General features: G+C 60.2%; 21 protein-coding genes. 3 read left to right on the top strand and 18 right to left on the bottom strand.

Features of this window, described 5'->3' with window-relative positions; genetic code table 11:
- Positions 1-3: 3 nt before the first annotated feature.
- Positions 4-948 (bottom strand): NAD kinase, encoded by a 945-nt coding sequence (locus AC1ATL_RS06855; protein WP_011743267.1) that lies wholly within the window; start codon positions 946-948, stop codon positions 4-6.
- A 238-nt stretch (positions 949-1,186) separates the two neighbouring features.
- Between AC1ATL_RS06855 and AC1ATL_RS06850 the strand changes: the two genes are divergently transcribed.
- On the top strand, positions 1,187-2,650 hold the full coding sequence (locus AC1ATL_RS06850; RefSeq protein WP_038444544.1) for a potassium transporter TrkG: 1,464 nt from the start codon (positions 1,187-1,189) through the stop codon (positions 2,648-2,650).
- 83 nt (positions 2,651-2,733) lie between these two features.
- Positions 2,734-3,387: a potassium channel family protein gene (locus AC1ATL_RS06845; RefSeq protein ID WP_021913094.1), complete on the top strand. Its 654-nt coding sequence runs from the start codon at positions 2,734-2,736 to the stop codon at positions 3,385-3,387.
- A gap of 96 nt (positions 3,388-3,483) precedes the next feature.
- Here the strand turns inward: AC1ATL_RS06845 and AC1ATL_RS06840 are convergent, their stop codons facing one another.
- The 4 genes from AC1ATL_RS06840 to tyrS are packed head-to-tail and all read right to left on the bottom strand — an operon-like array spanning position 3,484 to position 8,452.
- Positions 3,484-4,239: a TlyA family RNA methyltransferase gene (locus tag AC1ATL_RS06840; RefSeq protein ID WP_476569719.1), complete on the bottom strand. Its 756-nt coding sequence runs from the start codon at positions 4,237-4,239 to the stop codon at positions 3,484-3,486.
- Positions 4,240-4,263: 24 nt separating this feature from the next.
- On the bottom strand, positions 4,264-5,289 hold the full coding sequence (locus AC1ATL_RS06835; RefSeq protein WP_070122433.1) for an HAD-IIA family hydrolase: 1,026 nt from the start codon (positions 5,287-5,289) through the stop codon (positions 4,264-4,266).
- 14 nt (positions 5,290-5,303) lie between these two features.
- The gene (locus tag AC1ATL_RS06830) at positions 5,304-7,085 is read right to left on the bottom strand and encodes a tetratricopeptide repeat protein (RefSeq protein WP_476569526.1); all 1,782 of its coding nucleotides are present in this window, start codon (positions 7,083-7,085) and stop codon (positions 5,304-5,306) included.
- Positions 7,086-7,144: 59 nt separating this feature from the next.
- Positions 7,145-8,452, bottom strand: coding sequence for a tyrosine--tRNA ligase (tyrS, locus tag AC1ATL_RS06825; RefSeq protein WP_476569524.1), 1,308 nt, complete (start codon positions 8,450-8,452; stop codon positions 7,145-7,147).
- A 188-nt stretch (positions 8,453-8,640) separates the two neighbouring features.
- Between tyrS and AC1ATL_RS06820 the strand changes: the two genes are divergently transcribed.
- Entirely contained in the window at positions 8,641-10,431 is a 1,791-nt protein-coding gene (locus AC1ATL_RS06820) for a DUF975 family protein (protein WP_286027441.1), read from the top strand.
- Positions 10,432-10,524: 93 nt separating this feature from the next.
- Here AC1ATL_RS06820 and AC1ATL_RS06815 read toward each other — a convergent pair whose 3' ends face one another.
- From AC1ATL_RS06815 to pheS, 13 genes are all read right to left on the bottom strand, one after another.
- A complete protein-coding gene (locus tag AC1ATL_RS06815) occupies positions 10,525-11,307 on the bottom strand; it encodes a putative ABC transporter permease (RefSeq protein WP_204442172.1) in 783 nt (260 codons plus the stop codon).
- Positions 11,307-11,816 carry an HD domain-containing protein gene (locus tag AC1ATL_RS06810; RefSeq protein WP_204442242.1) on the bottom strand — a complete coding sequence of 170 codons (510 nt, stop codon included), beginning with the start codon at positions 11,814-11,816 and terminating at the stop codon, positions 11,307-11,309. Before AC1ATL_RS06810 ends, AC1ATL_RS06815 begins: the two co-directional genes overlap by 1 nt.
- Positions 11,817-11,849: 33 nt before the next feature.
- Positions 11,850-13,337: an argininosuccinate lyase gene (gene argH, locus AC1ATL_RS06805; RefSeq protein WP_476569522.1), complete on the bottom strand. Its 1,488-nt coding sequence runs from the start codon at positions 13,335-13,337 to the stop codon at positions 11,850-11,852.
- A gap of 117 nt (positions 13,338-13,454) precedes the next feature.
- On the bottom strand, positions 13,455-14,711 hold the full coding sequence (locus AC1ATL_RS06800; protein ID WP_011743278.1) for an argininosuccinate synthase: 1,257 nt from the start codon (positions 14,709-14,711) through the stop codon (positions 13,455-13,457).
- A gap of 77 nt (positions 14,712-14,788) precedes the next feature.
- Entirely contained in the window at positions 14,789-15,307 is a 519-nt protein-coding gene (locus AC1ATL_RS06795; protein ID WP_476569519.1) for an arginine repressor, read from the bottom strand.
- The gene (argF, locus tag AC1ATL_RS06790; protein ID WP_476569517.1) at positions 15,307-16,275 is read right to left on the bottom strand and encodes an ornithine carbamoyltransferase; all 969 of its coding nucleotides are present in this window, start codon (positions 16,273-16,275) and stop codon (positions 15,307-15,309) included. Before argF ends, AC1ATL_RS06795 begins: the two co-directional genes overlap by 1 nt.
- A 36-nt stretch (positions 16,276-16,311) precedes the next feature.
- Positions 16,312-17,607, bottom strand: coding sequence for an acetylornithine transaminase (locus AC1ATL_RS06785; RefSeq protein ID WP_476569515.1), 1,296 nt, complete (start codon positions 17,605-17,607; stop codon positions 16,312-16,314).
- A complete protein-coding gene (argB, locus tag AC1ATL_RS06780) occupies positions 17,597-18,553 on the bottom strand; it encodes an acetylglutamate kinase (protein ID WP_432622465.1) in 957 nt (318 codons plus the stop codon). Before argB ends, AC1ATL_RS06785 begins: the two co-directional genes overlap by 11 nt.
- A gap of 11 nt (positions 18,554-18,564) precedes the next feature.
- On the bottom strand, positions 18,565-19,737 hold the full coding sequence (gene argJ / locus AC1ATL_RS06775; RefSeq protein WP_476569513.1) for a bifunctional glutamate N-acetyltransferase/amino-acid acetyltransferase ArgJ: 1,173 nt from the start codon (positions 19,735-19,737) through the stop codon (positions 18,565-18,567).
- A complete protein-coding gene (argC, locus tag AC1ATL_RS06770; protein WP_476569511.1) occupies positions 19,734-20,828 on the bottom strand; it encodes an N-acetyl-gamma-glutamyl-phosphate reductase in 1,095 nt (364 codons plus the stop codon). The genes argJ and argC overlap by 4 nt, the downstream gene beginning before the upstream one ends.
- A 143-nt stretch (positions 20,829-20,971) precedes the next feature.
- Complete coding sequence (locus AC1ATL_RS06765; protein ID WP_432622471.1) at positions 20,972-21,709, bottom strand: hypothetical protein; 738 nt, start codon at positions 21,707-21,709, stop codon at positions 20,972-20,974.
- A gap of 59 nt (positions 21,710-21,768) precedes the next feature.
- Positions 21,769-24,378, bottom strand: coding sequence for a phenylalanine--tRNA ligase subunit beta (gene pheT / locus AC1ATL_RS06760; RefSeq protein WP_476569509.1), 2,610 nt, complete (start codon positions 24,376-24,378; stop codon positions 21,769-21,771).
- A gap of 6 nt (positions 24,379-24,384) precedes the next feature.
- On the bottom strand, positions 24,385-25,452 hold the full coding sequence (gene pheS, locus AC1ATL_RS06755) for a phenylalanine--tRNA ligase subunit alpha (RefSeq protein ID WP_026645965.1): 1,068 nt from the start codon (positions 25,450-25,452) through the stop codon (positions 24,385-24,387).
- Positions 25,453-25,513 lie beyond the last annotated feature (61 nt).

Genomic DNA, 25,513 nt, shown 5'->3' with positions numbered 1-25,513 from the left:
CTGTCACTTCCCGCTTTCCGGTTTGCCGGTTCTAGGGAACGATTGCCCATGATGCGTGCCACCGGTCTTGCGCGCCTGCTCGCGCCATCCGACGACGGGCAGGTCGAATTTGGTGACGAGACGGTTCGTGAACGGCACGCCGGACAGTCGCGCCAATCGCAAAGTGCATTTCGATTCGCGCACTTCGATGCGTGTGCCTTTCGGCAGGGCGCGCTGGCGGCGGCCGTCGCAGCAAATCCAACCGTCGGACGTGGAATCGTCAAGAATGTCGATGGCGAACGTGGAGCCGGAGCCGATGATGAGCGGACGTGCGAACAATGCGTGCGCGGCCAACGGCACCAATTGCAATGCCTTCACATTCGGCCACATGATCGGCCCGCCCGCGGAAAACGCGTAGGCGGTGGAACCGGTCGGCGTGGATACGATCACGCCATCGCAACCGAAGGAGCTCATCTCCACGTCGTCGACACGGATGGACAGTTCCACCATTTTGCCACGGTCGGCGCGTTCCAGCGTGATGTCGTTCAACGCCCAGTCCTCGATGGGTTCCGTCGCGCCCGGCAGCCATACGTCGACGTGGGCGATCATACGTTCGTCGATGGAATAGTCATGGTCGGCGATCCGGCGGATGGCCTCGCTCATCTGGAAGCTTTCAAATTCGGCAAGAAAGCCGACGTGGCCCAGGTTCACACCGAGAATGGGCACTTCGGTGGCATGCACCAGTTCGGCTGCGCGCAGGATGGTACCGTCTCCTCCGAGCACCACCACGATTTCCGTGTTCTTCGGCACGGCGGGCGTCCTGCTGCCGAACTCGGGCGCTTCGATATTGTCGATGATCGTCACTTCGAAATTGGCGCGTCTCAACTGCTCGACGGCTTCTTCGACCACCGTGCCGCTTTCACGCAGACGCGTATGCGTCACCACCACCGCATGTCGGGTACCGATCATCGCAAGCCCTTTCGTATAACGGGCGCCCCATGCGAGGTGCCACTACCCGCCAGTGTAGTCGAACAAATGAACGAATGACGGCAGCGGGTGTCCAGAACACGCCGCAGACGTCCGAAGAGTCCCACGGAGCCACCGCGGAACCGTCGAACGGTACGTCCATGGCCCATTCGTCACACTACCGCCTACAATAGCTCAAGGAAACGAAGACCGTTTATACAGACAAGGAGCGAGGAACAGCATGTCCAACCTCGTCTTCGACGAGTCCTCCTCCAATCGCGAGGCCTCACATGGCTATGCCTGGTGGTTCTCCGGGGACACGTTCGAGAAGGCCATGGCGGAGGAGCGCAAGCCGCGCAAGCGCAGCCTAATGCACAGACTCACCACACATCCCGGACGTCTGACCATCCTGTACTTCATGATGTTGGGCGCATTGTCCACGCTGCTCCTGCTCACGCCCACCGCCACGCCGAAAGGCGAGCAAACGACATTCACCACCGCGTTCTTCACCGCGATCTCCGCGATTTCGACGTGTGGCATCTCCATCGTCAATTCGACGACGCATTGGTCCGCTTTCGGCCAGGCCGTGCTCATCTTCTCCGTGCAGATGGGCGGCTTGGGTGTCATGACGTTCGCTTCACTCATCGCCTTGGCCGTGAACCACCATCTCAAGGCCACGCAAAAGCTGCTGACGGCCAACGAGCTGGGCACCACGAAACTCGGCGAGATCAAGGGCGTGCTCACCGTGGTCATCGCCACCGCGTTCACCATCGAAGGCATCACGTTCGTGGCGCTGTTCCCCGGCCTGTACAAAGTCAATCATGGCAATGTGCGGCACACGCTGTGGGAATCGTTGTTCTTCGCGGTCATGGCATACAACAACGCCGGCTTCACCCCTGACGGCGCCGGCCTGCATGTCAACAATTGGGCTGTTGGCCTGCCTATCCTCGTCAGCGCGTTCTGCGGCACGCTCGGCTTTCCCGTCCTGCTTAACCTCATGCGCTCATGGCGCAACCATCGTCCGCCGAAGCGTTGGAGCCTGCATACCAAGCTCACGCTGACCACCACGTTCTGCATCGTGCTCGCCTCGTTCACCTGGTTCCTCCTCATGGAATGGAACAACAAACTGCTGTTCGCCACCGAAGGCGTGGAACCGCGGTTGTGGCATGCGATGGTGGCGGCCGTCATGCCCCGCAGCTCCGGCTTCGACCTGTCATGGATGCCGGGCGTGAGCGACGCGACGAAGGTGTTCCTGTCCATCGTCATGTTCATCGGCGGCGGCAGCACTTCGACCGCAGGCGGCATCCGCGTCACCACGCTCGCAGTGATTCTGCTGACCTGCCGCGCCGCGTTCACCGGACGCCATGACGTCAACGCATTCCATCGTCGCATCCATTCGCAAGCCGTCATGACGGCCGTGGCCGTCACCACCTCATGTCTGGCACTCGTCACCATAGTGTCCATGACATTGATGGCCATCACCGGATGCTCGTTGAGCAACGCGCTGTTCGACACCTGCTCGGCGTTCGGTCTGGGAGGCTATTCGGTCGGCGTGGCCAGCGCTTCTAGTCCAGCGGTCCTGTACATTCTCGCCGCGACCATGTTCATCGGCAGGCTCGGTCCGCTCACCATCGCCTACGCGATCTCCAGGCCGCGCAATGTGGAGCCGGTCCGCTACCCCACCGAGCAGATCGTGGTCGGCTGAGCGGATTCGTCGATACGGTTTCTATACCCGCAACTTCCTATACTTGGATCCGGAACAGAACATCGAAAGGTACGCGAACAATCATGGCTAACAACACCAGAAGCGTTCTTGTGGTAGGACTCGGCCGTTTCGGCAGTTCCGTAGCCACCACATTGGATACGATGGGACAGGATGTGCTCGCCGTCGACAAGGACGGCGAACTGGTGAACCGCTGGTCGTCGCAGATCCCCACCGTGCAGGCCGACATGACCGACGTGATGGCGTTGGAGCAGATCAACGCCTCCGATTTCGACACGGCGGTCGTAGCCATCGGCGACAGCGTCGAAGCGTCCGTCATCACCGCCGGCAATCTGTTGGACGCGGGCATCTCCGACATTTGGGCGAAGTCGGTGTCCAAGGAGCATGCGCGCATTCTGCAGCGTATCGGCGCACGGCACATCATCAACGCGGAGACCGATGCCGGCAAACGCGTAGGGCACTTGGTGTCCGGCAACTATCTGGACTACATCGAGCTTGAAGGCGCGTACAGCGTGGTGAAGATCCACACTCCCCCGCATGTCGTCGGTTACTCCATCGAGGATGCGCGCGTACATGAACGGTTCGGCATCACCGTGGTCGGTGTCAAATCGCCGGGCAAGGAATTCGAATACGGTTCGAAAGAGCTGATTATGCACCGTAACGACGAGCTCATCATCATGGGCAAGCAGGATCAGATCGACAAGTTTTTGAGGGGCTAGGCCCACGGAACATGCAAAAGGCCGGCGGTCCATATGGGATTTTTCATATGGACCGCCGGCCTTTCATTTTTACGCTATCGATTGGCGGAGAACGGTTTACGCCACTGCATACAGCAGATACTCGATGTTGCCGTGCGTGCCTTCGATCGGTGAGACCGCCGTGGCGCGTACATCCAGTCCGTTGGCTTTCGCGCAGGCGATGACGGTGTCGAGCGCCTGTTTGCGTAAGGTTTCGCTTTCCACGATGCCGTTTTTGCCGAGGTTGCCTTTGCCGACTTCGAACTGCGGTTTGACCAGCAGCACGACGTGTGCGCCGGGCGCGGCGATGCGCGCGATGACGGGAATCACGTATGTCAACGAGATGAATGACACGTCGGATACGATCATGCTTGGCCGGTACGGCAGATCATCCGCTTCGACGTCGCGGATGTTGACGCCGCTCATTTCGATGATGCGCTCGTTGCCTGCGATACGCGGGTCAAGCTGGCCGTGCCCCACGTCGAGCGCGATCACATGCGCGGCACCGCGTCGCAGAAGCACGTCGCAGAAACCGCCGGTGGACGCGCCGATGTCGAGGCAATCGAGTCCTTCCGCGGAACGCAGGCCCGTCTGGGAGAACATGTCGAGCGCGCCGACCAGCTTGTAGGCTCCACGGGAGACGTAATCGTCTCCCAGATCAGCATCAAGCGTGTCGGCGGCCGTAACTTTGAGCGACGCTTTGGATGCGACGGTGCCGTTCACCCGGACCTTGCCGGATTCGATCAGCCGTTGTGCTTTGGAGCGACTATCCGTGACGCCACGCTCCACCAGCGCGATGTCGAGTCGGACGACGGCACCGGAATCGTCATTCATGTTGCGCATACGCACGTGCGGCAATCAGGCGATTCGGAATTCCGGCACGATCATGCCGTCGACGCTGTGTCCGCGATCCGCCGCATCCCACATGGCGGCGCAGGCCGCACGAAGACCGTCGACGCTGGTGATGTCGGTGACGTAAAGACGATCGCCGTCGACGCGCGCCTGCACGTCGCGGCAGCTCCAAGCGCCAGCCTCATGCACGACTTCGGGGGCCGGCTCGTTAAGTCCGGTCAGGTCCTTGGCGATGTAGGTCGGACGCAGATGCTCCGGAGCGAACATCAGCTCATGCGGATTGGTGACGCCAGTCAGCACGGCCAGGGAATCATAGCCGCCACGGTTGCCGGCTTCGATATCGGTATCGAGGCGGTCGCCGATGGCGAGGCATGCTTCCTTGGCCACTGGTTCGGCACCATCATGCGCGGCAAGCAGTCGGGCTTCGTCGTACATGGCGGATTCCGGCTTGCCTGCGGACGAAACCGGTTCCACACCAGTGGCGTTGATGACGGCCATGATCATGGAACCGCAACCGGGGGCGATGCCCAGCTCACGCGGAATGGTCAGGTCGCGGTTGGTCACGAAATACGTGGCGCCCTGTTCTACGGCGTAGGCGATTTGCGCCATCTGGTTCCAAGACATGTCCGGGTACCAGCCTTGGATGGCCGCGACCGGCTTGTCTTCGGCGGAATCAACCACTTCAAGACCCTGCTTGGCGACTTCCTCACGCAGATGCTGTGCTCCGAGCACGAACACTTTTGCACCTTGCGGCACCGCACGGGCCACCATACGGGCAGCCACCACGGACGAGGTGATGACCTGCCATGGTTCGACTTCAAGGTCGAAGCCTTTAAGCTGGTCGGCCACCACGGATTGCAGTCGGGAGGAATTGTTGGTGGTGTATTCCACCGTCATGCCGAGGCCTTCGGCCTTGCGGATGCTCTCTGCAGCATGTTCCACCGGATTCTTGCCACGGTAGACCACGCCGTCAAGATCAAGCAGCGCCAGCTGGTAGGCTTCGCTCAGCGGACGGGTTGTGGATTTCAGCATTGTTTTGCCGCACCTCACTCGTTGTCGGAATCGGCTGCGGATTCGACCTCATCCTCAGTCTGGTCGTCTTCGGAGTCGCCCGCGTTTTCGCCGTCACCGGCAGGTTCGTCGTCGGACTCGGCGCCTTCCTTGGCCGCTTCGGCATCAAGCTGGGTCTCATCGTTGGTCTCGCCGTTCTCGTCGACGGCCTCGGAATCGTCCTCATCCTCGTCTTCCGGCGCATACTGGGCGTCATCTTCGGAAATGCCGAGCTTGTCCATAAGCTCGTCGTTCAATTCCTGCATGTCGTATTCAATGACCAGATCGTCGGAGGTCTCGTCCTCTTCGGCATCGGCGTACTGCAGCTCAAGCTTGTCAAGCAGCTGGTCGAGAGCCACGGCCTCATCGGAGCGTCCGGCCTGCTCGAGGAAGTACTGTTCGGCCTGCACCGCACGCATGCGGTATTCGCCGGCCAGGCCCTTGGAACGGCCCAGCGTATGCACGATCTCAATGGCCTTATCCCACAGCTCGAGGTCGCCCAGCGCGCCCGCGTACACGAGGAACATCTCGGCCTTGGATTCGCCGCGCAGATACTTCGCGTCATCGCTCATGGCGGTTTCGATGGCCTTCTTCGGCTCGCCCATGCCACGCTCGCAGTCGGCGATGAACGGCAGATAGTCAAGGAAACCGTTCATGCGGAACGCGGTGCGGAACTCACGCAGGGCAAGTTTGTAATCGCCCTGACGGTAGGCCACGAACGCAAGGGTCTCACGCGCGAAATCAATACGGGAAGCCTGATGCGCCACCCACTTGGCGTGTTCGAGCGCCAGCTCCGGATCCCTTTCCTCAAGCGTGTAGGCGGCGAGGATGTGCAGGCCGATGTTCTCCGCATGTTCCTTGGACAGGCCACGCAGACGCTCACGGTCATCGGTGGACAGCATGCTCCACTCGATGCCCTTCGGCATCTTCGGCTCGCCCGGGCGACGATGCGTGTACGGGTTCTGCGAGGGGAAGCTCATCGTGCCGTCGGAATTGCGACGCGGCTTCGACAGATATTCACCACGCTTCGCCTCGCGGTACTCCATCTTCTCTTCACGGGTGAATTCGCGGCGCTCCTCGCCTTCCGGACGCTGATCGCGGTCCTTGTGGAAATCACGACGCTGGTTGTCACGGCGGAAATCCCTGCGATTGCCGTCACGACGATCATCACGACGGAAATTACGACGCTCGCCATCACGACGCTCCCCGCGGCGGTCATCGCGGCGGAAGTCTCTGCGATCGCCGTCCTTGTGGAAGTTGCGGCCGCCACGACGCTCACCATCGTCACGGCGGAAGTCACGACGGTCACCGTCATGACGGAAATTGCGACGCTCGCCATCACCATGGCGGTCGTCACGATGGAAATCCCTGCGATCGCCGTCACGACGGTCATTATGACGGAAGCCGGAACGCTCGCCATCACGCTGGTAGCGCGGATTGTCGCCGCGATTGCCGCGATAGCCGCCGCGACGGTCGTCACGACGCTCGCCATCACGGTTAAACTTGCGCGGACCGTTGTGGAAACGACGCTCCTGGCCTTCGCTTTCGCCGTCGCGATGGAAATCGCGGTCGCCACGACGGTATCCGCCGCCATTGCCCTTGCGATATCCGCCCTTACGGTCATCGTTGTGGAAGCCGCCGGACTTGTGTCCGTAGGACTTGCCGCCGTTGCCGCGCGGCTTGAATCCCTTGCCACCGCGGTTACCCGGCCTGCCCGAGCCGTAGGACTTGTGGTTGCCGTAGGATTTGCCGCGCGATCCGCGCTGTTCTTCTGCCATGCTGTTCCTTATTGGTCTTGAGATACTTGCGATTATTTACTTACGATTGCCTATGCGTCTCACGCCTGTTCGACGACGCCGAGCGCCTTCTTGCCGCGGCGGATGAGCACGAAACGACCATGCAGGAAGTCACCTTCCTGCAACGTCTGTTCCTCATCCTCCACGCGCGTGTTGTTGAGGTACACGCCACCGGACTTGATGGTCTTGCGCGCCTCGGAAATCGACTTGAACAGGCCTGCCTTCATACCAGCCTCGGCCACACGGTCGCCGGCTGCGACCTTGGCGAATTCCCCATCGACCTTCATGCCGTCGATAGCGGCCTCAAGCGTGGACTCGTCGATATCGGTCAAGTCGCCACCCCGGCCGAATAACGCACCGGCCGCCGCAATCGCCTGGCGAGTGGCTTCCTCGCCATGCACGAAGCTGGTGACCTCCCATGCGAGGGTGCGCTGCGCCTCACGCGCGCCCGGATTGGTCTTGCTTTCCTCGATAAGGCGTTCGATTTCGGCCTTCGGAAGGAAGGTGAACGCCTTGAGCAGGTTCTCCATCTCGCTGTCAGGACGGTTGAACCAGAACTGATAGAACTTGTAGGGGCTGAGCATCGTGCCATCCAACCAGACGGCGTTGCCTTCGGACTTGCCGAACTTCTTGCCCTGCGCGTCGGTGATGATCGGGCTGGTGAACACGTTCACGTCCACGCCGCGCACCTTGTGGATCAGATCCAGACCGGAGGTGAGGTTGCCCCACTGGTCGGAGCCGCCGATCTCCAGCACGCAATGGTATTCGTCGAACAGGTGCAGGAAGTCGTTGCCCTGAAGCACTTGGTAGCTGAACTCGGTGAAGGAGATGCCTTCCTCGGAGTTGAGGCGACGGGCCACGGTGTCCTTGGCGAGCATGGTGCCCATACGGAAATTCTTGCCGACGTCACGCAGGAAGTCGATGACGTTCATCGAAGCGGTCCAATCGTAGTTGGACACGAAACGCACCGGATTGCTGCCTTCGGTCTCGAGGATGCCGCCGATCTGCTTTTTCAGACGGTCGGCCCAGCCGGCCACGACGTCCTTCGGGTTGAGCGTGCGCTCGCCTGACTGGCGGGGGTCTCCAATCAGACCGGTGGCTCCACCGACCAGCGCGATCGGATGGTGTCCGGCCGCCTGCAGATGGCGCATGTTAATGAGCTGCACAAGGTTGCCGATATGCAGGGAGGCCGCGGTCGGATCGAAACCGCAATAATAGGTGATGGGCTCTCCGTTCAACGCTTTGGCGAGTCGATCCCTGTCGGTGGACTGGGAAATCAACCCGCGCCATTCCAGTTCATCGAGGACGGAGTCGAATCCGGCCTCCTTGAAATCGATGACGTGAGCCATAACAGTGTTTCTCCCTATCGAATTGTGGACATTACCGCGTTTTACGCATCCTACAGTTTCGCAGAAGATACAGACAGCCAACATCCAGTCATTCCCGTGCAGGTATGTCAGCCGAGTCATATGCCGGTAAAGTTGAAGACAAATGTCTCGTTATTGAAGGGAAGGGACAGGATATGGACCGCAAATCCATGAAAGTGAAAGCAAAGTCGGCTTTCAAAAAACATTATTGGATGATCGTCGTGATTTGCCTGTTCGCATCGGTGTTCGGCGTGGACTACACCTCATCGACATGGTCGCTGGATCTCGCCGCTCCGACGGACACCGTCCAGACATCGCAGGGAACGGCACGGTCCTCCGGTCTGACAGACATATTGGGCGAGCTTGTCGTCGGCAATGAGGTGACGGCACGCAAACAAGCCAAGCACAACGAGGAGCAAATCGTCAGAAACGACACCAACGCCGTTTTCGGACGCAAGCGGGGCGTGCTCGCCACGCTCATCAACTCCTTCTCATCCGGATCGGTTATCATATCCATCTTCGATGCGGTCAATACCGTCGTGCACAACGGAGGCGCGGCGGTGGTCGTCCCGGTCGTATTGGCCATGATCGTCTACATATTCGTATGGCTGTTCATCAGGCAAACATACAAAATCGTCATGTGCCGAATGCTGTTGGAGGGCCGCTCCTACAGAAAGCTTCCGGCAAGCCGGTTCCTGTACCCGATCCACACCCGCAAATGGTTCCGCATGGCATGGATCATGTTCGTGACCTCCGCGTTCATGTTCCTCTGGTCGCTCACCATAATCGGAGGATTCATCAAGAGCTATTCCTATCGTATGGTTCCCTACATCGTCGCCGAGAACCCGAATATCGGCGCATTGGACGCCATCAACCTGTCGAGGCGCATGATGAAGGGGCACAAGTGGGAATGCTTCGTGGCCGACCTGACATTCATCGGATGGTTCCTGCTTGATTCGATCACTCTCGGTCTGAGCGGCATCTTCTATTCCAATGGGTACAATGCGGCGTTCTTCGCCGAATACTACGTGTATGTGCGGGCTTTGGCGAAACAGGCCAATCTCGATGGCGCCGATCTGCTTTGCGATGAGTGCCTGTATGCCAAGGCGGATCCGGAAACGGTCCGCAACGTCTATGCGGACGTGGCGAAAGCCGTCAATGATCTCGAAAGCCGGCTCGCTCCGGCGCCGAAGCCCCAGGGGCTGGCCGGTTTCCTGTCGGAATGGCTTGGCATCCGTATCCTGCATGCGGCGTCCGTGAACCGGTACGAGGAGTATCGAGAGGATTCGTTGCAGCTGCAGATCGGCAAGGACGTGCTCAACGGTGATGTTTATCCAGGTAGGCTCGCTCCGGCGCCGATGGCATACCGGTTCCGGGAATCCAGGACCGTTCGTTCCAGTCGAAGCTATTCTCTGGTCAATCTGGTTATGATGTTCTTCATTTTCTGCTTCGTCGGCTGGATTTGGGAGGTAAGCCTCGCGTTCATCTCCGAAGGTATGTTCGTCAACCGCGGTACGTTGCATGGTCCATGGCTGCCGATCTACGGTACTGGTGGCGTGATCATCCTGGTGCTGCTCAAAAAACTCCGCGAGAAGCCAGCGCTCGAGTTCCTTGCCGCCATGGTTTTGTGCGGGGGCTTGGAGTACTTCTCGTCCTGGTATCTGGAACAGACCCATAATGGACAACGCTGGTGGGATTACACCGGCTATTTTCTTAATCTCAACGGACGTATCTGCGCCGAAGGTCTGCTGACCTTCGGTCTCGGAGGCTTGGCGCTCGTCTATCTGTTGGCGCCGGCTTTGGACAATCTGCTCAACCGTCTCGATGTCAGGAAACTTGCTGCCGTAGCTGCAGTGCTGCTGGTGCTCTACTGCGCCGATCAGGTGTATTCCGCACAGCATCCGAATATCGGCGCCGGCATCACTGATTACAAAGGTTCGGACACCTCGCAGATATCGTGACCGGGTCTGGTTCACGTGCCGCATATAACGCATTCGCCCGCTGATGGTTTTCAGCGGGCGAATGCGTTAACGAGCCCGTTTCGTTTCGGACGATTACTTGCGGCGCAGCATTTCGCGTACGGTCTCGATGATTTTGCTGTACTTGGTGGACTCTGTGGAACGCATACGCGGGAAGGCGCTAATCATTCGGCGCTGCTGTCTGTTCAACACGGATGAGGCAAGCCTTTGCATATTGGCAGCGATTTCCTGTGATGACGTCGAGAAATCATGCATTTTGTCGCGGAACGCTTCCTTACCCCACTGCCAGGAGTCGCCGGCCTTCTCCGCATAGGTCTGCACAGTCTCGCTGAACTTGGCGAGATTGTCCGACAGGTCGATGACGCCAAGCACGGTGACGATGGTGTCGGCGAGGACGGCCACGGCGCAGACCACACACATCACATGCATGGCGATTGGCGGGATCATGGCGGTGAGCCGTTCCACCTGCGGCTGGACCAAATCGATGATGGCCACGCCTCCGAAGCCGAATACGATGGCGCCGAGCAGGCAAATCCTGCCTTGGATGTTGAATCGGAAGTGGCTGTAATCCCACCATCGCGCGTGGAACAGTTTCTCCATTCCCCAAGACGTGACATATTCAAGGACGCTTGCGCCGAGTGAGGATATCAGGAAAATCAGAATCGGATTCGTAAAATCATGCAGTAGCACGATTGCGAGAACGGCTCCGCAACCGTAGATCGGGCAAATCGGGCCATTAAGGAAGCCACGGTTGACCGGCCGGTGCTCTGAAATGGATACGAGAATCGATTCATATACCCAGCCGATGAACGAATACAGAAGAAACCATAGAAAAAGTCGTTCAAGAGTGAATGTCATCAACGGCGCCTTCCATGATCCGGTTTGCGCAATGTCTTGTCGAATCGGTCGAAGGAAAGCGTTTCTTGGGTGGCGCTGATCTTATCCGCGGCGGTCACCAGATACCCTTCGATATATTTTGGCGGGCACGGTGTCAACGGGAACATATGGTTCATGATACTGTCGCGTTCGATTCGATTGAGCTTGAAATCATGGACTGCGTTGCGCATGGCTGTGCCGCCATGGGTGAAGCCATGCAGTCGATGGGATCCTTCATCCCAATCGTGCCAATCATACAGGAAGTAATCATGGAGCAAAGCGGCGCGAATCAGCGAATGCAGGTCGACACGATGCCATAGATGCAATCTGTCGGCCAACCATACGGCTAGGCATGCCACGCGGATGGAGTGCGCGAACGTGGTGACCACGCCATGCTGATAGCAGGTCCGTTCGATCTGCATATGCTCATGTTCCAGGATTTCCCGTCCATGTACATGGACTAGCCGTCGTATCTGCACACGTGTCAGCAGCACCGCTTTGCCTTCTTGATTGTCTGTGTGTTCCTACTTGCGGAGTGATTCCGGCGTCTTATATGCCGGACCGTCGCTGATGGAGTTGGCGAAGGTCCTCAACTGTTCAATGGCGGATTTGGCGGCGGCAATCTGTTCACGCACACGCAGCGGCGAGGTACCCCCCTTGCCGTTGCGGGCGGAGACGGAACCTTCGGTGGAGAGGACCTCGCGTACCTGCGGAGCCTTGTCCGCCGGCAGGAAATCCTTGAACACGGTGATGAAGTCCTCGTCGGTCAGATCCCATAGCTCCTGGCCACGGTCTTCGGCGATTTTCACGCACGCGCCGGAAAGCTCATGCGCATGACGGAACGGCACGCCGTTCTTGACAAGCCATTCGGCGATGTCGGTGGCGAGGGCGAAACCGGTCGGGGCTTCGGCTTCGAGGCGTTCCTTGTCGAAGACCATGGTGGCGACCATGCCGGTGAATGCCGGCAGCAGCACTTCAAGCGTGTCCACTTGGTCGAATACGGCTTCCTTGTCTTCCTGCAGGTCGCGCGCGTAGGCTGTCGGCAGGCCTTTCAAGGTGGCGAGCAGGCCAGTCAGGTCGCCGATGAGTCGTCCGGACTTGCCGCGAGTGAGTTCGGCGATGTCCGGATTCTTCTTCTGCGGCATGATGGACGAGCCGGTGGAGTAGGCGTCATCAAGACGCACGAACGCGAATTCCTGGGTGTTCCAGATGATGATCTCTTCGGACAGGCGGCTCAGATCGACACCGGTCATGGCGGCGATGAAGGCGAATTCGGCGACCAGATCACGGCTGGCGGTGCCGTCGATGGAGTTGGCGGTCACCTTGGAGAAGCCCAGCTCACGGGCCACAGCCACCGGTTCGAGGCCAAGGGTGTTGCCGGCGAGGGCACCGGAGCCGTACGGGCTGGCGTCGATGCGCTTATCCCAATCGGCGAAACGTTCCACGTCACGCAGCAGCGGCCACACGTGGGCCATGAGCTGGTGGGCAAGCAGAACTGGCTGGGCGTGCTGCATATGCGTACGTCCCGGCATGACGGTGCGACTGGCTTTTTCGGACTGCTCGATCAGTGTTGCGGCGAGACCGAGCAGCATTTTGGCGATGATGCGGCTGTGGCGGCGCAGCCACATGCGGATGAGCGCGGCGATCTGATCGTTGCGGGAACGGCCGGCGCGGAGCTTGCCGCCGAGTTCGTCACCTGCGATTTGAAGCAGGCCGCGTTCGAGTGCAGTGGCCTCGTCCTCGTCATCCTCGATCGGAGCGAATGCTCCGGAATCCACGCGGCGCTGCAGCCCGTCAAGGGCGTCTTCCATGCGCTGCAGCTCATCGGCGGTCAGCAGTCCGGCGCGGCCCAGTGCACGGGCATGGGCGCGCGAACCGGCGATATCGTCATCGGCGAGTCGCCAGTCGAATTGGGTGGACTTGCTCAGCCGTGCGAGTTCCGGCGACGGACCAGACTTGAAACGGCCGCCCCACAGGGCAAGATGCTCACCATTAGTAGTGCTCTCGGTCATTGTTTTTCCAAATCTCCTTGCAGATATGACTGAGGGAGAGCTTACCAGTCAGGATGGTCCCGACGGTACGCTCTCCCCCATTATCAAGACGATTCACAACGTGAATCCGGATGATGCTTACTCGACGCTGTTCTCCGGAACCTCGATGCCGTTGCCGAACTTGACGTCGCGGGCTGCGGCCACGCGGCTCGGCAGACCATAGATGTCGATGAAGCCGTTGGAGGACTTCTGGTCGAAGCTGTCGCCGGAATCGTAGGTGGCCAGGTTGTAGTCGTACAGCGAGCTGTCGGAGCGACGGCCGGTCACGACGGCGCGGCCACCGTGCAGAACCATGCGAATCTCGCCGGAGACGTACTTCTGGGTGTCTTCGATGAAGGCGTTCAGGGACTGGGTTGCCGGGGAGAACCACTGCGCGTCGTAGACCAGTTCGGCCCAGCGCTTGTCGATGTCGCGCTTGATGCGGTGCTGCTCGCGTTCGAGGCAGCAGTTCTCGAGTTCCTGGTGGGCGGTGATCAGCGCCACTGCGCCCGGAGCCTCGTACAGCTCGCGGGACTTGATGCCTACCAGACGATCCTCAATCAAATCGATACGGCCGATGCCCTGCGCGCCTGCACGACGGTTCATCTCTTCGATGGCCTGCAGCGGAGTGACGTCATGACCGTCGATCTTGACCGGGACGCCCTGCTTGAATTCGATGACGACCTCATCCTCGACCGGTGGGAACGCCGGATCGTCGGTGTAGGAGTAGCAGTCCTTGGTCGGACCGTTCCACGGATCCTCGAGGAAACCGGTCTCGATGGCGCGGCCCCACACGTTCTGGTCGATGGAGAACGGGCTCTTCTCGGTCTGCACGATCGGCAGCTTGTGTTCCTTGGCGAAGGCGATCTCGACGTCGCGGGTCAGAGACAGGTCGCGAATCGGGCTGATGGCCTTCAGCGTCGGGTCGATGGAGGCGATGGAGACCTCGAAACGAACCTGATCGTTGCCCTTGCCGGTGCAGCCGTGGGAAATGGTGTCAGCGCCGAACTGGTGGGCGGCACGGACGAGATGCTTGGAAATCAGCGGACGGGAGATGGCGGAGACCAGCGGGTACACGCCTTCGTACATGGCGTTGGCCTTCAGGGCCTTCATGCAGTATTCGTTGGCGAATTCATCACGGGCATCGACCACGTAGGCTTCGACCGCACCGCATGCCAGCGCGCGCTGCTTGATGGTTTCGAGGCTTTCGCCGCCCTGGCCGACGTCGAGGGACACGGCCACAACATCCTTGCCGGTGCGTTCCTTCAGATACGAAATGGCGACGGAGGTGTCAAGACCACCGGAGTACGCCAGGACGAGACGATTCTGATCGCTCATGGTTTCCCTTTCTAACATCCAACGTTATTCATCAGTATATGCACAGCTCTGTATATTTATGCATATTTGGTGCGTCGTGTCCACTATATGGCTATTCACGCTTTGGAAGCGACATCAAGCAGCCATTGCGCACGCCGTTTGGCGACATCATCCTCGGAGCAGATAACCATGACCGTGTCATCTCCGGCGATGGTGCCAAGCACGCCTTCGATGGGCTGCTTATCGATGACGCTGGCCACATATTGCGCGGCGCCGGATGGCGTATGCACGACCACGAGATTACGTGCCGCGGCCACGGATGTGACCAGTCCGGACAGTACCCGGCTAATCTGCTGCTCGGTTTTGGCGTCCGGGTTAGAAGCCGGATGTTCATCAATGTCCTGTTTGCCGACGGCGTAGGCCACGGTTCCGTCGGAAAGACGGGTCTTCGTGGCGTGAATCTCATCGAGATCACGGCTCAGCGTGGCCTGCGTCACCTCGATGCCCTGGTCGGCGAGAATCTGCGACAGTTGCGATTGCGAGGTGACGATACGCGTCAGCAGCGCCTGCTCGATGGCGCTCAGTCGAGCGGTCCGGGAAGCGGGACGCTGCAACGCGGGAATGCGGTCATTCATCAGACCAGAAGGCTTTCGTCGCCACGGGCCTTGCCAGCGAGCCAGGTGAGCAGCGCCTTCTGCGCGTGCAGGCGGTTACCGGCCTCGTCCCAGACCACGGACTGCGGACCGTCGATGACCTCGGCGGTGACCTCCTTGCCGCGATACGCCGGAAGACAATGCTGGAAGATGGCATCGTCCTTGGCCTGGGCCATGAGCTCGGCGTTCACCTGATAATCCCAGAACGGCTTCGAACGAATGGCGTATTCCGCCTCCTCACCCATGGAGACCCACGTGTCGGTGAACACGCAGTCGGCGCCGGCCACAGCCTCCTTCGGATCGGTGGTGACCAGGATGGAGCCACCATTCTCGGCGGCGATGGCCTCGGCATCGGCCACGATCTGCGGATCCGGCAGATAACCGTAGGGGCCAGCCACGCGCACGTTCATGCCGGCGACGGCGCCGCCAAGCAGGTACGAGTTCGCCATGTTGTTGGCGGCATCGCCCAGATAGGCGATGGTCTGGTTCTTCAGATTGTCCACGCCGCCGCGATGCTCGGCGATGGTCTGGAAGTCAGCGAGGATCTGGCAGGGATGGAACTCGTCGGTCAGAGCGTTGACCACGGGGTGCGTGCTGTACTTGGCCATTTCCTCCACACGGTCCTGACCGAAGGTGCGCCACACCACGCCGTACGCCATGCGATCGAGCACACGGGCGGTATCCGCCACCGGCTCGCCACGGCCCAGCTGGGATCCGGACTTGTCGATCACCAGCGGGTAGCCGCCGAGTTCGGCCACGCCGATGGAGAAGCTGGAGCGGGTACGGGTGCTCGGCTTGTCGAAGATCACCGCAATGCCCTGTGGTCCGGCGAACGGCTGATGGTAGAAACGGTTCTTATGGAACTTGATGGCAAGCTCCAACACCTGCTTCTGCTCCTCATGGTTCAGATCATCATCGCGCAGCATATGGCGCAGTTCGGGTGTTGCCATGGAAAGGCTCCTTTCAATAAACGGTTTTGGCCGACGTCAGTCGTTGGGCAGGTCGGATGGAATCTTGGCGAGAATGGACACCGCCTGGTCAACGTCCTGTTCGGCGACTATCAGCGGTGGGGCGAGACGCAATGCGTTCGGCGCGACGGCGTTGATGATAAGGCCATGCTCCAAAGCCCAGTTCATGGCCGCGTGCGAACACGGGTGCGTAAGCTCCACGGCGTCGAGCAGACCGCGGCCACGGACGGAGGCGAACAGCGGATTGCCGCAGGAGACGATACCGTCACGCAGTTGTTCGCCGCGGGCCTCGGCGTTGGCCACAAGACCTTCCTCTTCGATGACATCCAATGTGGCCAGTGCGGCGGAGGCGCCCAATGGATTGCCTGCGAATGTGGAGCCGTGGGAACCCGGGGTGAACAACGCGGACAGTTCGGCGCCGAAGGAGATCATGCCACCCATCGGGAAACCGCCACCGACACCCTTGGCGAAAGTGACGATGTCAGGTGTGACACCGCCGGAAAGATCGTCGCGCTGGAACGCGAACCATGAGCCGGTACGGCCGATGCCGGTCTGGACCTCGTCGATGATGAGCAACGCCTTGTTCTCATCGCACAGCTTGCGGGCTGCCTTCACATAGTCCGCGCCAAGCGGCATCACACCGGCCTCACCTTGGATGAGCTCCATGATGACGGCGGCGACCGGACCCTTGCCGTATTTGCCCTGGCCGGTTTCGGCAAAGGCGTCGTGCAGAGCCTGGATGCCTCCGGCTTCAACGAACTCGAAATTCGGCACCAGTGGTTCGAAGCGCTCACGGATGGCCGGCTTCCATGTTGCGGACAACGCTCCCATGGTACGCCCGTGGAAACCATGGGTCATGGAGATGATACGCGCCGGTTTGCCGCCGATTTCGGGCAACGCTCCTGGAAGAGTGGATCCGTAGAGTTTGGCGAGTTTCAACGCGGCCTCATTGCCCTCCGCTCCGGAATTGCCGAAGTAGACGTGGGATCCTTCCGGAGCTCCGGCCAGCTTGATAAGTCTGGCGGCGAGTTTAATCTGCGGCTCGGTCGCGAAGTAATTGCTCACATGGGCCGCTTTGGCAGCCTGCTCGCTGACGGCCTTCACCCACTTCGGATGGGCGTAGCCGAGCGCGTTGACGGCGATGCCGGCAAGAAAGTCGAGGTACTCGTTGCCGTCAACGTCCCAGATATGGGCGCCCTTACCGTGGTCCATCACACGCAGGGGCGTGCCGAACACGTTCATGTGCACCTGGGAGTACTCCCCCAGCCACTTGGAATCTTCGGAACCAAGCGTTTCCAGTTGTTCAGTTGCCATAGGAACTCCTCATTTCGATACCGTCCTCGGGCACGACCATGGTGCCGATGCCGTCGGTGGTGAAGATCTCGTTCAGGATGGAATGCGGCTTACGCCCGTCGATGATGTGGGCGCGTGGCACGCCGCCGTCGATGGCACGCACGCAGGCTTCCATCTTCGGCCGCATGCCGCTTTCCAAATCAGGAAGCATGTCACGCAGGTTCTCCACGCCGATGCGTCCGATCAAAGAATCACGATCAGGCCAATCGGCGTACAGTCCATCGACATCAGTCAATACGACCAGCTTGCTGGCGCCAAGCGCGGCGGCAAGGGCCGCAGCCGCGGAATCCGCGTTCACATTGAGCACTTCGGTGGCGTCATCCTCGTTCGGCGCCACCGAGGAAACCACGGGGATTCGCCCGGCGTTGATCAAATCCTCAACGGCAGAGGCATCGACGCTCACCACATCGCCGACCAAGCCGATGTCGGTGGGCTTGCCATCAATGATCGGCTTGCGCTGCATGGCTGAAAACAGGGCGCCATCCTCGCCGGACAGGCCGACAGCGAATGGTCCATGCGCATTGATCAGACCAACGAGTTCGCGAGACACCTTTCCTGTCAGCACCATGCGCACCACGTCCATGGCCTCCGGAGTAGTGACGCGCAGTCCACCTTTGAACTCGGATTTGATGCCCAAAGCTTTGAGCATGCGGGAAATCTGCGGCCCTCCGCCATGCACCACGACCGGATGCAGGCCCACCTGTCGCAAGAACACCATATCCTCGGCGAAGCAGGCCTTCAGGTGGTCGTCGATCATCGCATTGCCGCCGTATTTGATAACAATGCGCTGTCCGGCGAATTCCTCAAGCCATGGCAATGCCTCGATCAGCACTTCCGCCTTCTGGTCGGCGCGCAGATCGGTGTGCACGTCGAAATGGAATCCAGGTCCTTTGAGTTCTTTGACCATTCCTGTCTCAATCAGCTTTCATAGTCGGCGTTGATGTGTACGTATTCGTGGGTCAGATCATCAGTCCAGACGGTCGCTTCGGCGTCTCCGGCATTCAGATCGATATCGATATGCACCTCTCGTGGAGTCATATCCACTTCGGAACGGTCACGTCCGGCGCCTCCGTTCTCGCAGATGCGCACACCGTTGACATCTACCGTGACCTTCTCCGAATCGTATGGGGCGATTTCCGGAGGGACCGTGCCGAGGGAGCTGACGATGCGCCCCCAGTTCGGATCGTTGCCGGAAATGGCGCACTTGAGAAGATTTGACGCTGCGACCGCACGACCGCAGGCCAAGGCGGCTTCCTCAGTGGTGGCGCCGGACACCTTGACACGGATGTCATGGCTCGCGCCTTCGCCGTCGCCGATGATTTGACGTGCCAACGAGGCTGTGGCCTTGGCCACGAGCTCATTGAACTCATCCGGATCCGGTTCGACGCCGGAGGCGCCTGATGCCAGCAGCAGGACGGTGTCGTTGGTGGACATGCAGCCATCCACGTCGATGCGGTTGAACGACAGCTCCACCCCGGCGTTCAACGCGGCCTGGAGATGCCCGGCGCTCACGACCGCGTCGGTGGTGATGACGCACAGCATGGTGGCCAACTGCGGGGCGATCATGCCCGACCCCTTGACCATACCGCCGATGCGGAAACCATTGGAACCTTCCAGTTCGACGGTCTTCGGCTTGGTATCGGTGGTCATGATGGCGTGTGACGCATCGGATCCGGCCTGCGCGGTGTCGGCAAGAGCCTCGAACGCCTTGTCCGCCCCCGACAGCACATTGTCGAGCGGCAGCAGCTCGCCAATCAGCCCGGTGGAGCATACCGCCACGTCTTCGGCCTTGGCGCCGACGAGTCCGGCGACCTTTTCGGCCGTGGCCTTGGACTGTTCGTATCCTGGCTTGCCGGTGCATGCGTTGGCACCGCCGGAATTCAAAATCACAGCCTTCACATGGCCATCGGCCACAACGGAACGAGACCACTGCACCGGAGCCGCACAGAAGCGGTTCGACGTGAACACGCCAGCGGCGGCGTCAAGCGGGCCATTGTTGACCACAAGGGCCAAGTCCTTTTTGCCTTCGACCGCGGAAATGCCGGCCGAAACTCCAGCCGCGGAAAAACCTTGTGCGAACGTTACGCTCACGGTGCCACTCCAATCTTCGTCAATCCTGCATCCTCAGGAAGTCCCAATGCCACATTCAACGACTGCACGGCCTGTCCGGCGGTACCTCGGTTGAGGTTGTCGATGGCGGCGAACGCCAGAAGACGTCCGGCGTTGTGGTCGACGACCACTTGGATATGCGCCGCGTTCGAGCCGATGATGTTGGCGGTTGCCGGCATCACACCTTCCGGCAGCACCACCATGAATTCCTGTCCCCTATAGGCGTCGAGCCAGACCTGACGGATTTCCTCGTCCGTCATGCCCAACGCTTTATCGGTGAGTCTGGCGGAAACGGAGGCGAGGATGCCGCGAGCCATCGGAGCCAGAATCGGAGTAAAGGTAAGGGTGTAGTCATCCGCGTGAGCGGCGCTTTTCCCGGCCGCATGCGCGAAATTCTGCAGGATTTCCGGAATATGGCGGTGCGTGCCGCCCACCGAATAGGGCAGTGCGGAACCAAACGCCTCTGCCGCGAGCAGATTCGTACGTTTCAGATTCTTGCCGGCTCCGGAATAGCCGACCACCAGATCGGCGACGATGTCTTTCGGCTCGACGAGGCCTTGCGCGATGCCGGGCTGCAGCGCCAATGTGGTGGCGGTGACATTGCATCCCGGTCCCGCGATGCGCTTGACGCCGGAAAGAGCTTCGCGCTGGCGGATGTAGGATTCGTCATCCGCGATGCCGGTGATGAGTTCCGGCATGCCATAGGTCCAATGCTCGTAAAAATCTCCGCCGTAGAACGCGTCCCACGCGTTTTTTTCCTCAAGACGGTGGTCGGCCCCTAAGTCGACCACCACGGCATTCGGATCGAGATGCGATGCCAACGCTCCGGAAGCGCCATGCGGCAATGCGAGGATGATCACATCGTGACCGTTGAGCACTTCAGGAGTGGTGTCCTCCACTACGAGGTCCGCCAGCTGAGGGATATGCGGCATATGCTTGCCGAGTCTGTCCCCTACCGAAGAATGTCCGGCAACGCAGGTCACCTCGAAATTCGAATGCGCCGCGAGTATTCGCAGCGCCTCACCACCAGCATACCCAGTCGCGCCGGCCACGGCTACCGTGTATTTGGCCATGTCACGTCTCTTTTCCTTGACTCGTTGAAACACATTCAGCATACACTTTATGCACTACATTGCATAATTATGCATTTCAATCGTGTCGGATAGTGGTCAACGCCTCGGTAGGTGACCACGGAGACTGTCCAAATCGCAGGTTTTCAGGCGCTGATTGAGCTCGAACCGTCTCCTGATCCGGAACCGCCGTCGAACATGTACTGCATCATCTGACTGTAAAGATCCGACGTCGATATACCGTGGACCGTCATCCAAAGCACGGCGAGAGTGTACAGCACATTGATGATCAATGCGGCGACGCCGAGCGCGTAGCCTTTCATGTGGAGCTTCTTGGTGCGCCACATGGCGACCGCTCCCATCACCGCGGGGATGACCGGCACCGGCAGCAGAATCGCGAATATGAGGGAGATGATCGCATAACTGTCCCAATGTCCGTACATAGGATTCTGCTGCGGATCATCAAGATCGATGGGATACATGCCGGGCCGCTGGTAAGGGTTCTGCCCATACGGATTCGGCGCATACGGATACTGTCCGTTGCGTTGTCCCGCCTGCTGCCGGGGCGGTGCGGCATACGGATTTGCCGGTTGCCCGCCGTTTTGCGCGCGTTGGCCATCGGCTGGCAGTGGCACTCCCTGCTGCGCCTGGATTTCCGGCTTGTCCGGTTCCGGCGCTCCATATACATATGGATTGTAGTTCGAAGGGTACTGGTTGGACATCGCGCCATATTCAGGTTGCGAGTATTGCCCGAACTCCGGCAGGTCGGATGACTTCGCAGTCTGTGGTTCATTCGCAGACGGAGACGACGGAACCGGAGCGGTACCGGCCTCCCCTTGTTTTCCGTCGGGATTAATCGGCTGGTTCTGCTCCGGTTCGCTCATATCGTCCTCTTGTCTGTCATCCGGACCGTCGCCGGGACCACTGGTCCCGGCTTATTGGTTCAGGCACGCAACTGCGCACCCAGTTTTGCCGCCGCATCGACGATGCGCTTGCGGATTGCTTCGCTGTCCTCGGAGGTCAGCGTCTTGTCTCCCGCACGGAATGTGACCGCGTATGCGAGGGATTTCAGACCTTCTCCCAGCTGGTCGCCGGTATACACGTCGAACAGGTCGATGCTTTCCAGGCTGTCGCCGGCTGCGTCGACGATGGTCTTCTCGAGCTCGGCGGCGGTGACGTCCGTGGACACGGTGAAGGCCAGATCCTGCTTGACCGGCGGGAAGGTGGAAATCGGCTTGGCCTGAACCGGCTTGCCGCTCAATGTGGCGAACAGCGCGGTCAAATCCAACTCGAATGCTGAGGAATGAGCCGGGAATCCCAGCGCCTCGTTGACATGGGGATGCAGCTCGCCAACCATGCCGACGAATGTATTCCCCACCATCACACGGGCCGCACGACCCGGATGCCATTGCGCCGGCACGTCCTCGCCCTTCGGCTGGTCCAGCGCGACGCCGGCGCCGATACGATCGGAAATACGTCTCACGGCCTCAACGGCATCGGACCAGTCCACGGCACGACGTTCGCCCAGCCAACCGGAATCGACGGCATTGCCGGTGAAGATGCCGGCGACATGCAATGGCTGATCGGGAAGTCCCGCATCAAGCGCCGCAAGCTGCTCGTCGGTTGGTTTGACGGCACCCGGCAATGCGGGAATCGCCGGAGCGTTCGGATCCCACAGGTAGACATGTCCGATTTCGTACAGCGACACGTTCTCAGCGCCGCGGCGCAGGTTGCGTTGCACGGTCTGGGCGAGTGTCGGGATGATATCGCGGCGCAGGAACGGACGATCACCGGCCAGAGGATTCGCGATTTCGACGCTGACCTTCTTGGTCGCATCGGCATCAAGCGCGAAATTCTTGTAATCCTCGTCTCCCACGAACGGATAGCTCAGGGTTTCCACCATGCCGTATTCGGCGAGTTCGTCAGCGACCTGACGCTTGCGCAGCTGCTCGGGAGTCAATCCCACCTTGCCCTCGACCGGCGCCGGCGGCACGGTGACGGGAATCTCGTCGTAGCCGACCAGACGGGCCACTTCCTCGACCAGGTCGCATGGTTCATTGAGATCAGGACGCCAGCTCGGCGGGGTCACGGAGAACTCGCCGTTGCCGCCACCGGCCACGGTGCATCCAATGTCGGTGAGAATGTCGCTGATGGTGTTCACATCGGTATCGAGTCCCGCCACGCGGGCCACTTCGGACGCCTTGAACAGAATCGGACGACGGTTGCCGACGGTGTTGTAGTCGGTCGGATGCTCGCTCGGCTCACCGTTGCCGTACTTGACCATGAGCTCGGCCGCCATCTGGGCCGCTGCCGGCTGGAGCTGGTTGTCCACACCGCGTTCGAAACGGCGGGACGCCTCGGACGGAATCTTGTGGCGGCGCGCGGAACGTGCGATCGATACCTGATCGAAATGCGCGGATTCCAGCAGGATGTTCTTGGTCTCGGCGGTGACTTCTCCATACAGACCACCCATGACGCCGGCAATGCCAAGGATGCGCGAGCCGCGTTCCCCGTTCGGCGAATCGGTGATCAGCAGGTCCTCGACGCTTAGGTCATGGTCCTTGCCGTCAAGCGTGGTGAGCTTCTCCCCCTCGTTGGCACGACGCACGACGATTGGCCCTTCGATCTTGTCGAGATCATAGGCGTGCATCGGCTGACCCAGGTCAAGCATCACGTAATTGGTGACGTCCACGGCCAGCGAGATGGAACGCATACCAGCGCGGGTCAGTCTACGGCGCATCCAATTCGGCGTACGGCTGGCCGGATCGAAGCCTCGCACGGCACGTGCATAGTAACGGTCACAGCCTGCGACGCCATGAATCGGATTGTTGTCGTCAACGATCACTTCGATGTCGGTCTTGGTGCCCTCCGGCAGTCCTTGGGTGACGGGCGCCTTCTTATCGAGACCGATCGCGGGATCGGTGTAGACGGCACCGGTGGAATGGTGGTATTCACGCGCCACGCCACGATAGGAGAACGCGTAGCCGCGATCCGGGGTGATGTTGATCTCCAGCAACGGCTGGTCCAAGTGCAGCAGATGCATGGCGTCATCACCCGGCTGGAGCTTCTCATATTCCTCCGGCGTGAAACCGTAGTTGCGCAGCAGGATGATGCCGTCATGATTGTCTCCCAGGCCGAGCTCACGCTCGGAGGCGCACATGCCGTTGGAGATATGACCATAGGTCTTGCGGGGCTCGATCTTGAAATCGCCCGGAAGCACGGCGCCCGGAAGCGTCACGACGACCTTCTCGCCGGCGGCCATGTTCGGCGCGCCGCAGATGATGCCGCGCGGCACCTTGTTGCCGTTCTCATCGACTTCGTTGTACTGGTCTCCGACATCCACGTGACACCAGTTGATAATCTTGCCGTTCTTCTGCGGCTCCGGAGTCGCATCGACCACATAGCCGACGACGATCGGACCGGTGACCTGAGAGGCGTGAATCTCCTCCTCTTCAAGGCCGACCTTCACCAAATCCTTGGCAAGCTGTTCGTATGTAAGGCCTTCCGGAACCTCGACATGGTCCTTGAGCCAATCAATGTCAACCATTGGCATGGGCAATCACTCCCCCATCACAAACTGTTCGCTGAATCGCACGTCGCCCTCCACCAGGTCGTGCATGTCGTTGATGTCGTGGCGCAGCAGCAGCGTACGTTCCACGCCGACGCCGAAGGCGAAGCCCGTGTAGACCTCCGGGTCAAGCCCAGCGGACTTCAGCACATTCGGATTGACCATGCCGCAGCCGCCCCATTCGAGCCAGCCGGCACCGCCCTTCTTGTCGGGGAACCACAAGTCAAGCTCGGCGCTCGGCTCGGTGAACGGGAAGTAGCTTGGACGCAGACGGGTCTTGGCTTCCGGACCGAACATGGCCACGGCGAGCTTGTCAAGCACGCCCTTCAGGTCGGCCATGGTCAGATGCTTGTCGACGGCGAGGGCCTCCACCTGGTGGAACACCGGAGTGTGGGTGGCGTCAAGCTCGTCGGTACGGAACACGCGGCCGGGGCATGCGATGTACAGCGGCACGCCACGGGTGATGAGGCCACGCACCTGATCGGACGAGGTCTGGGTGCGCAACACCATGTTGGAGCCGACAAAGCCGGCGGCGTCCTTGGCCTGGTTTCCCTTGACGTAGAAAGTGTCCTGCATCTGGCGGGCCGGATGGTCGGGGCCGAAGTTCAGCGCGTCGAAGTCGTACCATTCGGTCTCAACCTCAGGACCATCGGAAATCTGCCAGCCCATGGAGATGAAGAAGTCCTCCACGTCCTCCATCAGCTTCGGCAGCGGATGGCGTGCTCCCAGCGGCTTGCGGTTGACCGGCAGGGTCATGTCGACGGTTTCGGCGGCGAGCTCCCTAGCCTCCTCCTCGGCCTTGACCTTCTTCTCCTTGGTGCCGAACGCACGACCGAAATCGGCGCGCAGCTTGCCCATGAGCTTGCCGGCGTCCTTCTTCTGATCCTTGGGCAACGCGCCGATGGCCTTGCTGGCCTGCGTCATCGCGGATTCCGCGCCGGCGTACTGCGTCTTGATGGCTTTCAATTCCTCCATAGTGGAGGCGTTTTCGATTTTCGCGATGCCCTCGGCAACCGCATCGGTTACCGCTTGGGCGTCGAATACCGCACCCTCTGCCACGAGATACCTTTCTTATTTACCCGTTTGCTTTGCGCACAAAACGCGCAATTCCAACGTTTTT

Source organism: Bifidobacterium sp. LH_743, assembly GCF_056355775.1.
Note: the sequence above shows the minus strand (reverse complement) of the source record. Positions and strands in the feature narration are given on the sequence as shown.

Bases quoted from the DNA above. Each gene is read 5' to 3' on its own strand.
- AC1ATL_RS06855 (WP_011743267.1), bottom strand. From the start codon at position 948: ATGATCGGTACCCGACATGCGGTGGTGGTGACGCATACGCGTCTGCGT.
- AC1ATL_RS06850 (WP_038444544.1), top strand. From the start codon at position 1,187: ATGTCCAACCTCGTCTTCGACGAGTCCTCCTCCAATCGCGAGGCCTCA.
- AC1ATL_RS06845 (WP_021913094.1), top strand. From the start codon at position 2,734: ATGGCTAACAACACCAGAAGCGTTCTTGTGGTAGGACTCGGCCGTTTC.
- AC1ATL_RS06840 (WP_476569719.1), bottom strand. From the start codon at position 4,239: ATGAATGACGATTCCGGTGCCGTCGTCCGACTCGACATCGCGCTGGTG.
- AC1ATL_RS06835 (WP_070122433.1), bottom strand. From the start codon at position 5,289: ATGCTGAAATCCACAACCCGTCCGCTGAGCGAAGCCTACCAGCTGGCG.
- AC1ATL_RS06830 (WP_476569526.1), bottom strand. From the start codon at position 7,085: ATGGCAGAAGAACAGCGCGGATCGCGCGGCAAATCCTACGGCAACCAC.
- tyrS (WP_476569524.1), bottom strand. From the start codon at position 8,452: ATGGCTCACGTCATCGATTTCAAGGAGGCCGGATTCGACTCCGTCCTC.
- AC1ATL_RS06820 (WP_286027441.1), top strand. From the start codon at position 8,641: ATGAAAGTGAAAGCAAAGTCGGCTTTCAAAAAACATTATTGGATGATC.
- AC1ATL_RS06815 (WP_204442172.1), bottom strand. From the start codon at position 11,307: ATGACATTCACTCTTGAACGACTTTTTCTATGGTTTCTTCTGTATTCG.
- argH (WP_476569522.1), bottom strand. From the start codon at position 13,337: ATGACCGAGAGCACTACTAATGGTGAGCATCTTGCCCTGTGGGGCGGC.
- AC1ATL_RS06800 (WP_011743278.1), bottom strand. From the start codon at position 14,711: ATGTTAGAAAGGGAAACCATGAGCGATCAGAATCGTCTCGTCCTGGCG.
- AC1ATL_RS06795 (WP_476569519.1), bottom strand. From the start codon at position 15,307: ATGAATGACCGCATTCCCGCGTTGCAGCGTCCCGCTTCCCGGACCGCT.
- argF (WP_476569517.1), bottom strand. From the start codon at position 16,275: ATGGCAACACCCGAACTGCGCCATATGCTGCGCGATGATGATCTGAAC.
- AC1ATL_RS06785 (WP_476569515.1), bottom strand. From the start codon at position 17,607: ATGGCAACTGAACAACTGGAAACGCTTGGTTCCGAAGATTCCAAGTGG.
- argB (WP_432622465.1), bottom strand. From the start codon at position 18,553: ATGGTCAAAGAACTCAAAGGACCTGGATTCCATTTCGACGTGCACACC.
- argC (WP_476569511.1), bottom strand. From the start codon at position 20,828: ATGGCCAAATACACGGTAGCCGTGGCCGGCGCGACTGGGTATGCTGGT.
- AC1ATL_RS06765 (WP_432622471.1), bottom strand. From the start codon at position 21,709: ATGAGCGAACCGGAGCAGAACCAGCCGATTAATCCCGACGGAAAACAA.
- pheT (WP_476569509.1), bottom strand. From the start codon at position 24,378: ATGCCAATGGTTGACATTGATTGGCTCAAGGACCATGTCGAGGTTCCG.